At 65.9% G+C, this 14,358-nt stretch carries 10 protein-coding genes; 2 read left to right on the forward strand and 8 right to left on the reverse strand.

The features are described from left to right. Window positions 1–96: 96 nt before the first annotated feature. The 8 genes from leuD to CKO41_RS11740 all read right to left on the reverse strand — a co-directional run bounded on the left by leuD (window position 97) and on the right by CKO41_RS11740 (window position 10,271). Window positions 97–735 (reverse strand): 3-isopropylmalate dehydratase small subunit, encoded by a 639-nt coding sequence (leuD, locus tag CKO41_RS11705; RefSeq protein WP_200252474.1) that lies wholly within the window; start codon window positions 733–735, stop codon window positions 97–99. Further along, entirely contained in the window at window positions 735–2,138 is a 1,404-nt protein-coding gene (gene leuC / locus CKO41_RS11710; protein WP_200252459.1) for a 3-isopropylmalate dehydratase large subunit, read from the reverse strand. Before leuC ends, leuD begins: the two co-directional genes overlap by 1 nt. A gap of 342 nt (window positions 2,139–2,480) precedes the next feature. Continuing rightward, window positions 2,481–2,744 carry a 30S ribosomal protein S20 gene (gene rpsT, locus CKO41_RS11715; RefSeq protein ID WP_200252456.1) on the reverse strand — a complete coding sequence of 88 codons (264 nt, stop codon included), beginning with the start codon at window positions 2,742–2,744 and terminating at the stop codon, window positions 2,481–2,483. A 512-nt stretch (window positions 2,745–3,256) separates the two neighbouring features. Then, complete coding sequence (locus CKO41_RS11720; protein ID WP_200382368.1) at window positions 3,257–3,808, reverse strand: FecR family protein; 552 nt, start codon at window positions 3,806–3,808, stop codon at window positions 3,257–3,259. A 140-nt stretch (window positions 3,809–3,948) separates the two neighbouring features. After that, entirely contained in the window at window positions 3,949–5,349 is a 1,401-nt protein-coding gene (locus CKO41_RS11725; protein ID WP_200252452.1) for a tetratricopeptide repeat protein, read from the reverse strand. A gap of 33 nt (window positions 5,350–5,382) precedes the next feature. Continuing rightward, on the reverse strand, window positions 5,383–6,975 hold the full coding sequence (locus CKO41_RS11730; protein WP_200382371.1) for a DnaJ domain-containing protein: 1,593 nt from the start codon (window positions 6,973–6,975) through the stop codon (window positions 5,383–5,385). A gap of 131 nt (window positions 6,976–7,106) precedes the next feature. After that, entirely contained in the window at window positions 7,107–9,425 is a 2,319-nt protein-coding gene (locus CKO41_RS11735) for a GumC family protein (RefSeq protein WP_200382373.1), read from the reverse strand. A 45-nt stretch (window positions 9,426–9,470) separates the two neighbouring features. Continuing rightward, window positions 9,471–10,271: a polysaccharide biosynthesis/export family protein gene (locus CKO41_RS11740; protein WP_200254162.1), complete on the reverse strand. Its 801-nt coding sequence runs from the start codon at window positions 10,269–10,271 to the stop codon at window positions 9,471–9,473. A 375-nt stretch (window positions 10,272–10,646) separates the two neighbouring features. Between CKO41_RS11740 and CKO41_RS19010 the strand changes: the two genes are divergently transcribed. Both CKO41_RS19010 and CKO41_RS11750 read left to right on the forward strand, forming a co-directional pair. Beyond that, the gene (locus CKO41_RS19010; protein ID WP_200254164.1) at window positions 10,647–12,074 is read left to right on the forward strand and encodes an O-antigen ligase family protein; all 1,428 of its coding nucleotides are present in this window, start codon (window positions 10,647–10,649) and stop codon (window positions 12,072–12,074) included. A gap of 811 nt (window positions 12,075–12,885) precedes the next feature. Next, window positions 12,886–13,965: an MraY family glycosyltransferase gene (locus CKO41_RS11750; RefSeq protein WP_200254167.1), complete on the forward strand. Its 1,080-nt coding sequence runs from the start codon at window positions 12,886–12,888 to the stop codon at window positions 13,963–13,965. Window positions 13,966–14,358 lie beyond the last annotated feature (393 nt).

The raw sequence follows: 14,358 nt of genomic DNA on the forward strand, positions 1-14,358 counted from the left end.
TGCGGTCGCCGGCGATACCGCCTCCCCTCGCCACGCCCTCCTAGGCCCAGCGAGACGGGCATGTGCGATCCACCAGCGCGAGAGTCCAAGCGCCGCTCAGGCGAACAGCCAGGGCGCCTCGGCCAGGCGACGCGCCTCGTAGGCGCGGATCGCCTCCACGTGCTGCAGGGTCAGGCTGATGTCGTCGAGCCCCTCGAGCAGACAGTGCCTGCGGAAGGCATCGACCTCGAACGGGATCGTGCGACCGGTCGGCAAATGCAAGGTCTGCGCCACGAGATCGACGGCGATCCGCAGTGCCTCGGGCCCGCCAGCCAGCTTGAAGAGGTCGTCGACGAGATCGCCCGACAGCCGGATCGGCAGGATGCCGTTCTTGAAGCAGTTGTTGAAGAAGATGTCGGCGAAGCTCGGCGCGATCAGGACCCGGAACCCCTGCCCCATCAGCGCCCAGGGGGCGTGTTCGCGCGACGAACCGCAGCCGAAGTTCTCGCGCGCGAGCAGGATGCTTGCGCCCGCGTAGCGCGGATCGTTGAGGACGAAGTCGGGATTCAGTGGCCGCTGGCGGCAATCCTGATCCGGCTCGCCGCGGTCGAGATAGCGCCACTCATCGAACAGGTTCGGGCCGAAGCCGGTGCGCTTGATGCTCTTCAGGAATTGCTTCGGGATGATCGCGTCCGTGTCGACGTTGGCCCGATCGAGCGGACAGACGATCCCGGCGAAATTGACGAACGGCTCCATCACAGCCCCCTCACGTCGACGAAATGCCCAGTCACCGCGGCCGCGGCGGCCATCGCCGGGCTGACCAGGTGGGTGCGCCCGCGCGGGCCCTGCCGGCCTTCGAAGTTGCGATTCGACGTCGACGCGCAACGCTCGCCGGGCTCGAGGCGGTCGGCGTTCATCGCCAGGCACATCGAACAGCCGGGATCACGCCACTCGAAGCCGGCCTCGATGAAGATCTTGTCGAGCCCCTCGGCCTCGGCCTGGGCCTTGACCAGCCCGGAGCCCGGAACGACCAATGCTTGACGGATTCCCTCGGCGACGCGCCGCCCCTTGGCCACCGCGGCGGCCGCGCGCAGGTCCTCGATGCGCCCGTTCGTGCAGGAACCGATGAAGACCTTGTCGGGGCGGATCTCGGTGATCGGCGTCCCAGCGGTCAACCCCATGTACTCCAGCGCCAGACGCATGCCGGCGGCCTTGACCGGATCCGGCTCGGCGGCCGGGTCCGGGACCCGGGCATCGACCGGCACGACCATCTCGGGCGAGGTCCCCCAGGAGACCTGCGGTCTGATCGACGCGGCCGAGACCGTCACGACGCGATCGAAGTGCGCGCCCGGGTCGCTCACGAGCGTACGCCAATGGGCCGCGGCCTGCTCGAAGAGCGCCTCGCTCGGGGCATATGGGCGACCTCGGACATAGTCGATCGTCTTCTGATCGACGGCGATCAGACCGGCGCGCGCACCCGCCTCGATCGCCATGTTGCAGACCGTCATCCGCCCTTCCATCGTCAGGTCGCGGATCGCCTCGCCAGCGAACTCGATGACGTGGTCGGTACCGCCGGCGGTGCCGATCTGGCCGATGATCGCGAGCACGATGTCCTTGGCGCTGACCCCCGGGGCCACCGGGCCGTCGAGCTCGACCAGCATCGTCTTGGATTTGCGCTGAAGCAGACACTGGGTCGCGAGGACATGCTCGACCTCGGAGGTCCCGATCCCGAAGGCCAGTGCGCCGAGGGCGCCGTGGGTCGCGGTGTGGGAATCGCCGCAGACGATCGTCATCCCCGGCAACGTAAAGCCCTGCTCCGGCCCGATGACATGGACGATGCCCTGGCGCGGATCACCCATGCGCAGCTCGGTGATCCCGAACTCCGCGCAGTTCGCATCCAGCGTCTCGACCTGCAGGCGCGAGACCGGATCGACGATGCCCAGTGCACGCTCGATCGTCGGTACATTGTGATCCGGCACGGCCAGGTTGGCCGCCGCCCGCCACGGCTTGCGCCCAGCGAGGCGCAGCCCCTCGAAGGCCTGCGGCGACGTCACCTCGTGCACCAGCTGCCGGTCGATATAGAGCAAGGCCGTGCCGTTGTCGTCGTAGCGCACGACATGCTCGTCCCACAGTTTGTCGTAGAGGGTTCTCGCCCCCATCGCCCTACCTCTGAGCCCAAGAAAATTAGTTAGCTTAGACCGGATGCTGCCCAAACTCAAACACGGCCAGAGGCGGGCGACCGGACGCGCGGCGCCGCTCGCAAGCCTGTCACGAACGCACCTCGATCGCCTCCGGACCGGCCGACCGGACAACTCCGCGCCCCGCGCCCCACGACCGTAGACGCGCGCGACGCGCAGCCCGCCACGCGCCGGCGAGTGGCCCAACCGGTCTCCGATCCACGCGCCACGCTCACCGGCCGGCCCATCGCCAAGCCCTGAACGACAAAAGCCGGCACTCGGCCGGCTCTTGCAACAGACGCTGGTTGGCCTGCCAACGATCGATCAGGCCATCGCCTTCAGGTGGGCGTTCAGACGGCTCTTGTGCCGCGCCGCCTTGTTCGCGTGAATGAACCCCTTGTTGGCCGCCCGATCGATCACCGGGACAGCCTCGGCGTAGGCCTGCGTCGCACCCTCCTTGTCTCCGGCCTGGATGAGCTTGATCACCTTCTTGATGTAGGTGCGCAGCATGCTGCGACGCGATGCGTTGTGCTGCCGATGCTTCTCGGCTTGACGAGCCCGCTTCCGAGCTTGGGGTGAGTTGGCCAAGGCGACTCTCCTGCGAAACCTGAATCGAGAGGATATCCAATTAGACCAGCCATGATCTTTGGATTCTCGGATCTTGTCAAGCGACTCAACAACCAGATGCCGCAGCCCACCCGGCGGCCCACGTCACCGCAAACATCCCACGGGGGACGGCGTCTTGGCGCAGAACGCGCACATGCCCACGGCGAGCCCGTGGATCGATCGTCCGAGCAGAGGTCTTCGGTTCGAGCGCCTGCGTCCGGATCGCCGCCCCACAGGCCGAGTCGCAGCGAGGGCCGCCGCGGAAAACCTCCCTCGTCAGCGGGGCGTCGCGTTGCGACACGAACGCCCAGCCGGATACCGACCCGAGCCCAGGGGTATCGCCGACCACCGGCCCGACCCGCGTGCGCCGAGCGATCCGGCCGAGAGACGTCACCTGGCGCGACGTGCCCGGACGAAAAAAGGCCGGACAGCCCCCGCGGCGCCGCCCGGCCTTCGTGTCTGCACGAGTCGGCAGACACGGCTTAGGGGTCGTGTCAACGACTGAGCGGGGGACGCTCGTCGTAGTGGTTGCGACGGCCACCATCTCCGCCATCGTCATCGTCGTCCGCAACGGCGACGCCGACCACGGCGGCCGCGCCAACGACAGGAATCCAGCCCAGATTCGCGGCGCCGGCCGCCGACGCCCCCATCTGCGTCAACTGAAACTTCGCCGCGGCGTCCGGACCCGTGGTCTCGGCCACAGCATTGTAAGGCGCCACCTTGTGGGCATCGCTCGCCACGGCATCGCTCGCTGCGCAGCTACTGATCGCCGGCACTACTAACAGTTCGTTGTCGGCGACGGCACGCTCGCACCCGTCGGCGAACACGACCACGGCGCTCCCACCCTCCAGTACGAGGAGCCGATCGCCTTCAACCAGCGGCATGCCCTCGCGGCCGGTGACATACTGCGAACCCTGGTTGACGATGGCGGCGCCGGAGATCCGGGCAAGGGTCCCGACCGGCTCCTCCGCAGCTGTGGCGGTCCCCAGCCCACCCAGCAGGCCGCCTGTCACTAAAAGTGTAAAGAGTCTCGTGGTAGCAGGCATATGTCACGCTCCTTGGCTAGAGGCTGTATAAGTCCCATGAAAAACCGACACGCAGGACGATTTTCACTATAGCGGAAACCCGATGATTTGCAACTCTCCGCAACCGGTCGCAGCAACAGATGGGGACCCCGTCACGCAAGCTACCCCTCGCCTGCCGAACCGGCGAGGTTCGCCCCATCCTGATCCGCGCCCGACTCCAGGTCATCCCCGGCGCTCGGACGCTCCTCGTCATCCACGGGAGCAGGCATCGGTGCGTCGCCCGCGGAGACACCGATCCGCGCCGCTGCGCTCACCTCCTCGACCTTCCTGATCCCGAGCGCATCGAACCAGACGACACCATTCATCTTGTGTTCGAACGCTCGCCGGCCGCTCGAGACGAGGCGAATCTCCTGAAAGACGCACCCCTGCGGCACGACGAAGTCGAAGGAGAATGAACGCCAATCGCCGGCACCGAGGAAACGCTCGCTCTCCCCGAGTGGCGTGGACTCTTGCGCGGAATCGGTCAACAGGCAGTTGACCTGCCAGCGCAGACCGCCCAACGTGTCCAGGCCTTCGGGACGCACCTTGCCATAGACGCGATAGTTGCCTGGATCGAGATACAGGCGCTGGAAGAGGTGCCGAAATGGCCGCTCTCGGTTCGCGAAACGCACATGAAGGGCGCGGCTCCCTTGAGTACCGTAGGTCGCCGCAATCCGCATTTCAACCTGCGAGGTCCGCGGCGCGATCCAACCGAAACCGGATTGACTCGGTTCCAACTCGAACCCCCCGTCGTAGAGGAGCCCGAGATAGCGACGCTCGTCCGGGGCCAAACCATTGACCCAGATCAGATACGCCTCGGTCACCAGGCCATCGCGCTGCAATCGCGAGACGTAGGCCGCCCGCTCATCGGCCGTCGGCGGCGCACCGATGGCCTCCCGCCGCAACCCGTAGAGCGAACGCACCGTCTCTACATCGAGCGCGCGCTGGGCGACCTCGGCGAAAAAGGAGTCCCACCAGGATGGCGGCGACAGGGCCAAGGGCCTCACGACGGGCAGCGTACGTGGATCCTCGACCAACTCCATCAGGACAGGAAAGATCTGCCTCCCGCGGCCCGGGTCGGCCTCCAGCACGCGAGACCAGTACGAAACGCCCTTCTCCAACTCGCCTCGCATCGCCCAATAGGCGGCCGTCTCGTTGAGGATACTCGGATCGGCCGGCCCGAGCCTAACCGCCGAGTCCATGAGTGCATCGGCCTCGTCCAACTCCCCGTCAACGTAGGCAAGGCGCGCCAACAGGACGAGCGGCCGCGGATTCGTCGGATCGTACCGGTAGGCATCCTTCAATCGGGCCTTGGCCGAGACCGGATCGGTCTCGATCAACTCGATCGCATCCGCCAGAACGGCCTGCGGGTGATGCGGCGCCCAGGCCAAGGCCTTCTGAACGGCGCCGCGGTCGCCCTCGGCGATCCGCGCCGCATAGTGGTCCGCGATTCCGGAAGCAAGAATGCGCCAGACGACGAAGCCCCCCAACAGCACCAAGAGTACGCGCAAGGCAATTTTCAATTTGGACTCCTATCCCGGCTCGGTCACCGATCCCTATTTCGATCCGAGGTCATAGATCATCGTGGAGATCTGATAACGCTCACCCGCCGGGGTCAGCTCGAACCGGATGGTACCGGACCTACGGTGCCAGCGACGAGAACCGCGAGGTCTGGTGTCGACGAGGACATCCCCCTCGGCGATCCAGCGTCCAAGCGGCCCCCTGGACCAGCGCAGCGGACCGAGCGTCAACGAACGCTCGGGTACGCGCCGAAAGAGATCGGCATAGAGGGTCTGGACGAGGCCGCGCCCCACGCCCTCGTTGATCCGCGCCTCGGGTACGAAGAGGGCGGCCAATCGACTGGGATCGCCCCCCTCGTAGGCCGCCTCGAACGCACCTATCACGCCTGCCGGCGGCATATGCGACGACATCTCGGTCGCCGTGATCGCCGCTTCCATGGCAACGGCTTCCGCCTGCTCGCCGCCGGTCCCATCCGATCGCCGCCCCTGCGACGGCATCTCGTCGCGAACACCCGCACTCAGTGCCGGCTGGACCGACTGCCCGACCGAGTCGCCGGGCGCGCCCCGCGGGCCTTCGGACGCCGCGGACGAGGATCCCCGGGCGCCTGGAACGCCATCCTTGTCGCCGGCCGCCCTGGCATCGAAGGCAGGTGCCGGCCCGGATCCGCCGCGCCCCTCCGGACCGGCATCGCGCTGGGTCACCTGGCTGGGGATCGGCGCCGCCGCGAACGACACCCCACCTCGTTCACCCGACGATCCAACGGCCCCGACGGGCGCCAGGCGGGAAGCCGGCGAGACGGAGACCCCGGCGATCGACGCTCGATGCCCGAGGTCCTCGCGCGGCGCGGCCCCGCCTTCGCGCGGGACAGCGACCGGCAGCGCCGCTGGGCGGTCATCGGGCTGCGCCTCGGGTCCCTCGGGGCGACCCGCCTGCTCGAGCGGCGCCGACCGCATCGCTACCACAGAATCCTCGCCCCCGCCGGCATTCCCAGCCTCGGGCGCCACACCGCCCGCGCCAGACGCCGCCGCCGACTCGGCCGCGCGCCCGCCCAGATACGCCGGCGGCGGCGTCGGTCGATCTGCGAGCTCCGGCGCCATGCGCAGGACCGGCCGCGCCGGAGACAAGACCACCGCCAGGGCGATCAGGACCGCCAGCCCAAGCGCCGCCCCGACTACGAACCGCGTTGCCGCCGATCGCGGCCGCTCCGCCCCATGACGATCGCCGAGCAAGGCCGCTGCCCGATAATCGGGGCGAAACGCCGCCAGCGTCAGCGCCCCGCGCCGATCGCCCGACCCGGCGACGGCCAATTCGGCATCGTAATGCGCACGCCGACCTTCATCGCGCAGGACACGATAGGCGACGTTGAGCCGGCTGGCCTCGAGCCCCTCCAGATCCCCGCCGCTCGCCACCCGGTCCGGGTGAAACAGGCGCACCAGCAGATGGTAGTGCTCGCGAATTCGCTCCGCATCCGCGTCCGCAGAGACTCCGAGCGCGCGGTAATGATCGGCCGCTGGAACCAGCAGGACGTGGCGAACGAAGAACCGCGCCGCCTCTTGCACCTCCGCCGCACTCAAACCGACGCGCCGGGCCGTATCCTCGAGGCGCGGCGGCACCAACGCGGCCGCCATCTCCCGCAACAGGACGCCGAACGCACGCGGCAATCGATACTGGGGATCGCCGAGCCGCGGATACCGAAGCGGCGATCGATTGAAGTCGACCGCCACCAGGAGGAGTTCAGGCACCATCGACCAACGGTCGCTCAACCCGCCGACTGACTCGTCGCCGGCACCCCGGCGATCTTCTCGGCATCGCCGCCATAACTGTAGTGATACGCATAGTCGTATCCGTATCCATACCCGTAGCCAGAGCTGGATCGACCGACCTTCTGCAGAACTGCCCCGATGATCCTGGCATTCGCCGCATCCAGGCGCTTCACCGCACCCTCGAAGGCGCCCTTTCGGGTCCCCCCAGGGTGCACGACGAAGACCGTCGCCCGTGCGAGATTGGCCAACACCAAGGCGTCGGCCAAACCGATGACGGGCGGACTATCCAAGACCACATGATCGAACCGCTCGGTCGCCAAACGGAGCAAATCCAGCATCTTGGGCCCCGACAACAGCTCGACCGGATTCGGCGGCATCGGCCCGCTCGTGATCGCGAACAGCCTGGGGACGGCCGTCGGCTGCGCGATATCGGCCGGTTTGACGTCACCGGCCAGATAGTGCGTCAGGCCACGACTGTTCCCCAGGGTAAAGACCTCATGAACGGAGGGATTGCGCAGGTCGCAGTCGATCACGAGGACCTTGCTCCCGGCCTGCGCGAAGGCGATCGCCGTGCTCGCCGCGGCCGTCGTCTTGCCCTCCCCGGGACCCGCACTCGTGAAATGGATCAGGCGCGGCGCGCCGTCCGAGGTGGCGAACACGAGCGAAGTCCGCAACGAACGGGCCGATTCGGCGAGATGACTCTTGGGATCCCTGGCCGCGCGTAGCGCGACCGAGCCGATGGCACCGTCCTCCTCGACCTCGTCGGCGAGCGGGAAGACGCCGAGCACCGGGGCACCGAGGCGCCGCTCCACGTCATCGCCCGTCTTGATCGTATCGTCGAGCGTCTCGAACAGGAACGCCAGCCCGACACCACCGAACAACCCGAGCGCGATCGCAAGCGCGAGGTTCTTCGCGAGACTCGGCTTGTACGGACTCGGCGGCACCTGCGCCCGATCGACGATCGAAACATTGTTCGTGCCGATGCCGGCCACGACGCCGATCTCCTTCATGCGCTGCAACAGGCCATCGTAGAGTTCGCGATTCGTCTCGACCTCGCGCTTGAGGGTCTGATAATCGGTACTGCGATCCTGGAGCGCCAGGACTTCCTCCTTGACCTCCTGCAGACGAAGCATCAGCGTCGCCTCCTGGCGAATCTTGGCCTGATACAACGCCTTGATCGACTCGGCGATGGCGTTTGCCTCCTGACGGATCGCCTGGTCGACATCGGCGATCTGGCGCTGCAACTGCTGCATCGACGGATAGCCTGGCTTGAAGACCTTCAAGCCGTCCTGGTACTGCCCTTCCAGGTCCGCCTTGCGCTCCTTCAGGCTCGCGATGACGGGGCTTCCGAGCACCTTGGCCGAATTGGCAACGACGCCGCCGGCGACCATTTCATTGTATTCGGCCTCCGCGGCAATGCGCTCCGCTTGTGCCTTGGTCAACTCCGTATTCAGCTCGCGCAACTGCTGCAGCAACACCGACAGCCGATCGTCGAGATCGACGATCTCCCGATCCCGGGCATAGGCGATCAGCCGTTGCTCCGAATCCTCGAGGTTCGCCCTGACCTGCTGGAGGCGCTCCTCGAGGAAACTCTTCGCATAGGCCGAGGCGTCGAAGCGCCGTTCCAGATTCGTATTGATGTAATTATCCGCGACGGCATTGGCCACGGCCGCCGCCTCGACGGGATTGGGACTCTCGTAGTGCACCCTGACCAGCCGCGAGTTTCTGACCGGCTCGATCGTCAAATTCGCGAGAAAGGCATTCTCTTCATTCGCGGCAGCGGCACCTGCGTCAGCCGATTGCGCCCCCTCGCCACGGCCGACGAGCCCCGCGATGCCGCCCTTCACGGCCCGCGTAAGATCGCTGAAGAAACCACCGTCGTCCTCTTCTCCGCCCTTCAGGCCGAGTTGATCGATGACGCGGCGGGCCAAACTTCGACTCTGGAGCAGTTCGTATTGCGTCTGATAAAAGTCGTTCGCGTTCCTCGCATCCTCTGGTGCCACCGTCTGGTATTCGAGGACCTTCCCCTCCTCCCGGTCGATCTGCAAGAGCAGCGTGCCGCGATAGATGGGCGTTGTCAGGAAGGTCGCGAGGATAGTGACCACGACCACCGCGATGAGAACCCCGAGCACCGTCCAGCGACGCCGAACGAGGATGCTCCAGTATTCCCGCAGGTCGATCGTGTCGTCGTCATCCGCATCCAGGCGGGAATTGAGTCGCACCTCATCGACACGGCGCGCAGGTAGCGTCTCGTCGATACGCGCCAACGGGCCATTGGGCGCCCGTCGATCCAGGGAACCGCTCGGATCAGTCATATCAGGTCGTCCACATCAAGCACTCCCACAAGACCCCGCCGCCCCCTAGAAATAGAATGGACGCACGAAGCCCCTGAGTGCATTCGTCACGTTCCGAAAGAACACCTCGCCCCCGGACTCCGGCACAACCACCCTGTCGCCTGCCACGAGTTGGGGATCTCGCACTTCGCCCTTTTCGATTTCCTTCAAGCTGACGACATAGGCACGTGTCGAGCCATCCTCCTGCTCCCGAAACAAGATCACTTGATTTTCGTTGGCGATGTCGTTCGCCCCTTCGGACAAGGCGATCGCCTGGAGCAGCGACGTCCTGGCCGTCAGGGGGTAGACGCCTGGCCTCTCCACGGCGCCCGCGACCGTGATGTTCGAACTCGCGTACTCCTCGACGAACACCGTGACCTGCGGGTTCTGGAGATAATCGCGCCCCAGCGCCTCGGCAATCACGCCCTGCGCCTCCTGGGGCGTCAAGCTGCCGACCTTGACGGGACCAATCAGCGGCATCACGATCAGCCCGCTCTCATTGACCCGATATTTGCTCGATAAATCATCAGCCTGGAATACATCGACCTGAATCAGGTCGAAGGCCCCGATCCGGTAGGTCGCCCGTGGCCCCGGGTCCGGCGGCGGCCCAGCCTCCGCCGGGATCATCCCTACGGATGCCGGGTTCGAACCTTCGTCCGGGGCCGGGGACGCCCCGCGGCCGGATCCCTCGGCACTCAGATCGCCAAGCGCGAACGCGTCCTCGCCGCTACCGGCGGGCGTGTCCCGCTCGGGCCCCGGGCCCTGGCAACCTAGAAGACCCTGCATCACCCAGGCAAGGAACAGACAAAAAGAGACTTTCTTGATCATCGAATCCCTCTGCAACGGACACATCCCGCACCGCGGCCGCATACGCATCCGCTCACGTTGAAAGCCGGGCTCCCCGATTACCCGCATCATCTTTGGTTTCGTCACCAAGATCAAGATTCCGGGCCGCCTCCCCGGCACCCTCTGGGGGAGCGGACGCATTCCCCGACACCCTGCCCGGGACGACGCCTTGCTTTTCGCCGGAAATCCGCTAACCTGATTCCCTGCCTTTGAAGGATGCCGGTATCGCCCTGGCGAAACGACGAAAAGGTCACACTTTTAAGGATTGACTCAGTGCCTGATTCCAGCGTTCGCAAACCCTCATCGCCGTCCGGATTCGAGGCCGCGTATCCATTCCTTGTGACTGCGGCGATCCTGGTGTTTGCGCCCCTGTTTCGTAGCGGCCAACCGGCGTTGGCCCAACTGGTGCTCCAACTCTTGGCCGTCGCCCTCTTGGGTCTGTCCTTGCGGGCACGCCAGAACCTGCCCGTCAGCCGACCCGAAATGGTCGCGGCGATCTCTCTTCTGCTGATGCCCCTCGTCTTTTTGATCCCCCTGCCGAGCGGCCTCGTCGATTGGTTGCCGGGTCGTGACATCTATGCCAGCATCCAGGCCCAACTCGGCATCGAGGCGGGCGTCCGCCGCCTGTCCGTCTTACCGCACGAGACCGAATCCGCCTGGCTGCTCGCATTGATCCCAATCGCCGTCTTCTTCGGCGTGCGCTCGCTCGACTTTCGGGGGCTGCGACGACTCCTTTGGGTCCTGTTCGCGATCGCTGCGGGCCAGGCGATTCTCGGCCTGATGCAATACGGCGGCCAAAGCGATCTGTTGTACCTGGGAATGGAACCGGCCTACCGTACCGCCGTAGGCACCTATACCAATCGCAACCATCTCGCCGGCCTGCTGGTCATGGTCCTGCCGATCGCGCTCGCCTTGCTGATCTACTCGGTAGGGCGGCACGGACATCGGCAGACCCAGTGGCGCAAGAGGATGGCATTTTTCGGCACCCTGCGCGGACACACGGCGATCGGCTATGGCGCACTCGCGCTGCTCTTCATCACGGCCATCGTATTCACCCGGTCCCGCGCCGGGATCGCACTGGCCATGCTCGGCATATTGCTCGCCACCCTCGCCTACTCGCGACGCATTGGCGGCAACAACGTCTATGGTCTGGTCGGCACGGTGGTCGCAATCGCCATCGGCGTCGGCCTCGTGATCGGCCTCGCGCCCGTGCTCGATCGCTTCAGCGTCAGCGACACAGTGGAAAACGCCCGCTGGACGGTCTTTTCCGCCACCCTGACCGGGATCGGCCATTTTTTCCCCCTGGGCAGCGGCCCGGGCACCTACCCGGAGGTATTCAACGCCTTCCAGCCCCTGGAACTCGGCAGGTGGTTCGTCAATCGCGCCCACAACGACTACCTCGAGTGGCTGTTCGACGGTGGGGCATTCGCAGCCGTCCTGATCCTGTTCCTCTTGGGCCTCTATCTGCGACAATGGACGAAGGTCTGGACATCGGAAGCTTGGTCGCAGTTACGCTTCATACAGGTCGGCGCCGGCATCGGCATCCTGTTGATCCTCGGGCACAGCCTGGTCGATTATAATCTGCATACACCGGCAAATATCGTCTACGCCGCGTTGCTGGCGGGCATCTTTTTTGCTGATTCGGCACTGGGCGGCGAGGCGACCGGGGCGCGGCGACGCACCAGGGGGCGCTCGCCGGCGCGCCAGGACGTCCCACGCCCCGCATCTCCAACTGCGGCGCCCGGGGTCCCGCCCGAGCAGATCAGAAACCCGTTCCTCGATTAGCGGCAAGTCTACATTGGCGCGGCATCGACCAGGACCATTCGGGGATCAGGCCGACGCCGATCCTCGGCGCGCGCCGCAGCGCCTCGCAAGCGCAAGCCAGGCCCGCGCAACACCTGAAGCGGTCACGCGGCTCACCGAGCCCCTCAGACTCGGATTCCCGGCGTACGCAAGGCACACATGGCCAGATGGGCCACATGGGCAGATAGCGCGGTCGGCGTTCCAGGTCCCGGAAGCAGCGCCTGCCTCGCACGAGAGGTACGGCATGATTCAGCCCCGCGCGTTGCGGAATGACTCCCAGAACGAACGAAAATCGCACTCGGTATCGTTGAAGCGTAACCAGGAAAGCCTATAATCTCGGAGCAAACGCTCGATCCGCCGTGCTCGTGGAGGGCGCACACTGCATCTCGTCACCGTTCCGGCGAGGCGTGCGCAGGGCAAGAGGCACCTAATCGAGCGACGGAATCGACGGCGGACCTTGTGCTGCCGCTTTCGGGAACTCGCAGGCGCAAACGGCTTAAAGATTAATAATTCAGTTCGTTGCGCTCCGCCTTCGGGGAATCCGGTACTGCAATCGCGGAAATGCGACGGTGACACGTTGCGCCTCGCTCGTCGAAGTCCGCGGGGCGGCCGGGCGTCGCTCGGGGGTCGGCGGCCTCCTCACGGCTGCGGTCTTCCGAAGGGACCGCGGCCGCACGCAAAGGCCTGCCGCCGTCGCAAGGACCCCAGCCGAGACGGGGAACGTCCGCGCGGCCGGCCGTCGCCGCCGGTCAGCTTCCAACGGCATTCGATCTGCAACGGAGGAGACTGACCTATGGATCAAGGCTACCTGTTCAGCAGTCTGTTCGGCTTCGTCGGCGCCATCATCTTGATCGAGATGCTGACCCCGGCGGCTCGCCACATCGGTCTCGTCGACCACCCTGGCGGGCGCAAGGGCCATGCCCGCCCCACGCCGCTGGTCGGCGGCACGGCGATGTTCGCCGCGTTCACGTTCGCGATCCTGACGATCGATGTCGGCCTGAGCGACTTCAAACCGCTGTTTGCCGGGGCACTGCTCCTCGTCATCGTCGGCATACTCGACGATCTGCACGACATCTCCGCGAGGGCGCGCTTCGTGGCCCAGGTCGCCGCCGGTCTGGTGATGACGGTCTGGGGCGGGGTGACGCTCGCCGACTTGGGTCACCTGCCCCCCAGCGACGGGTTGCTGGCCCTGGGCATCATGGCGGCCCCCTTCACCGTCTTCGCAGCCGTCGGCGTCATCAATGCGACCAACATGGTCGACGGGCTCGACGGCCTCGCCGGCTCCCTGACATTGGTCACCCTCGGGGCACTGATCCTCGTCGCCTGGGCCGCACAGGCCACCGGCGAACTCGCGATCCTCGTCACGCTGGCCAGCGTGATCGTCGCCTTCCTGCTCTACAATCTCCGCCCGCGCGGGCCGGCGGCGATCTTCATGGGCGATGCCGGCAGCATGTTTCTGGGCTTCGTGCTCGCCTGGTTCTTGATCGATTTCTCCCAAGGGGCAGACCGCCTGATCGCGCCGACGACCGCCCTCTGGTTGTTCGCCCTGCCCTTGCTCGATACGCTCTGCGTCATCACGCGCCGGCTGATGCAGGGACGGTCGCCCTTCTCCGCCGACCGCGCCCACTGTCACCACGTGTTGCAGGACTTGGGGCTGTCCCGCCATCAGACGCTCGCGGTCATGGTACTGTTCGCGATGGCCGCCGCCGCCGTCGGGCTCGCCGGCCAGTGGCTCGGCATCCCCGAGCCCTTGATGCTCGGCGGCTTCCTCGCGTCCCTGACCGTCTACACCCTACTCATCAACCGCTTCACCCGGACGAAGTCGGATCCCTGGCTGGCATTCGCGCGGCAACTGCAACAGGAACAGGACTAGTACAGCAGTGCGGATGTTCCGAGACCACCTCCAACGACTATCGTTGTCGTTGTCGTAATCGACGATCGGACTAGGATCAGGACAACGACAACGAACAGCCTCGGGATTTCTGAAGTGCTGCACTATCCCGAACGGCCCGCACAGCAGACCCTACAGGGCTCATGCGACCTACGGGCTCGCGCAGAGACGCAGAGGCGCAAAGTGAAGAGAAGGCATTGGTCGATGTCACCAATACGCTCCGCTTCTCCTTCTCTGCGCCTTTGCGTCTCTGGTGTGCCAGGACAAGCCTGGCCCGTCTAGCAGTCTGTGAGGTGACTGCCATGTGAAGTGCTGATGACACATGTAGCTGCGGTCTGTCGCGTGGAGGTAACGAAGCGCGGGGAGCGAGACCGG

It is taken from the genome of Thiococcus pfennigii (genome assembly GCF_016583835.1).
Taxonomy (GTDB): Bacteria; Pseudomonadota; Gammaproteobacteria; order Chromatiales; family Chromatiaceae; genus Thiococcus; species Thiococcus pfennigii.

Excerpts from the sequence above, each read along its gene's own strand:
- leuD (WP_200252474.1), bottom strand. The coding sequence starts at position 735 with ATGGAGCCGTTCGTCAATTTCGCCGGGATCGTCTGTCCGCTCGATCGG.
- leuC (WP_200252459.1), bottom strand. The coding sequence starts at position 2,138 with ATGGGGGCGAGAACCCTCTACGACAAACTGTGGGACGAGCATGTCGTG.
- CKO41_RS11720 (WP_200382368.1), bottom strand. The coding sequence starts at position 3,808 with ATGCCTGCTACCACGAGACTCTTTACACTTTTAGTGACAGGCGGCCTG.
- CKO41_RS11730 (WP_200382371.1), bottom strand. The coding sequence starts at position 6,975 with ATGGCGGCCGCGTTGGTGCCGCCGCGCCTCGAGGATACGGCCCGGCGC.
- CKO41_RS11735 (WP_200382373.1), bottom strand. The coding sequence starts at position 9,425 with ATGACTGATCCGAGCGGTTCCCTGGATCGACGGGCGCCCAATGGCCCG.
- CKO41_RS11740 (WP_200254162.1), bottom strand. The coding sequence starts at position 10,271 with ATGATCAAGAAAGTCTCTTTTTGTCTGTTCCTTGCCTGGGTGATGCAG.
- CKO41_RS11750 (WP_200254167.1), top strand. The coding sequence starts at position 12,886 with ATGGATCAAGGCTACCTGTTCAGCAGTCTGTTCGGCTTCGTCGGCGCC.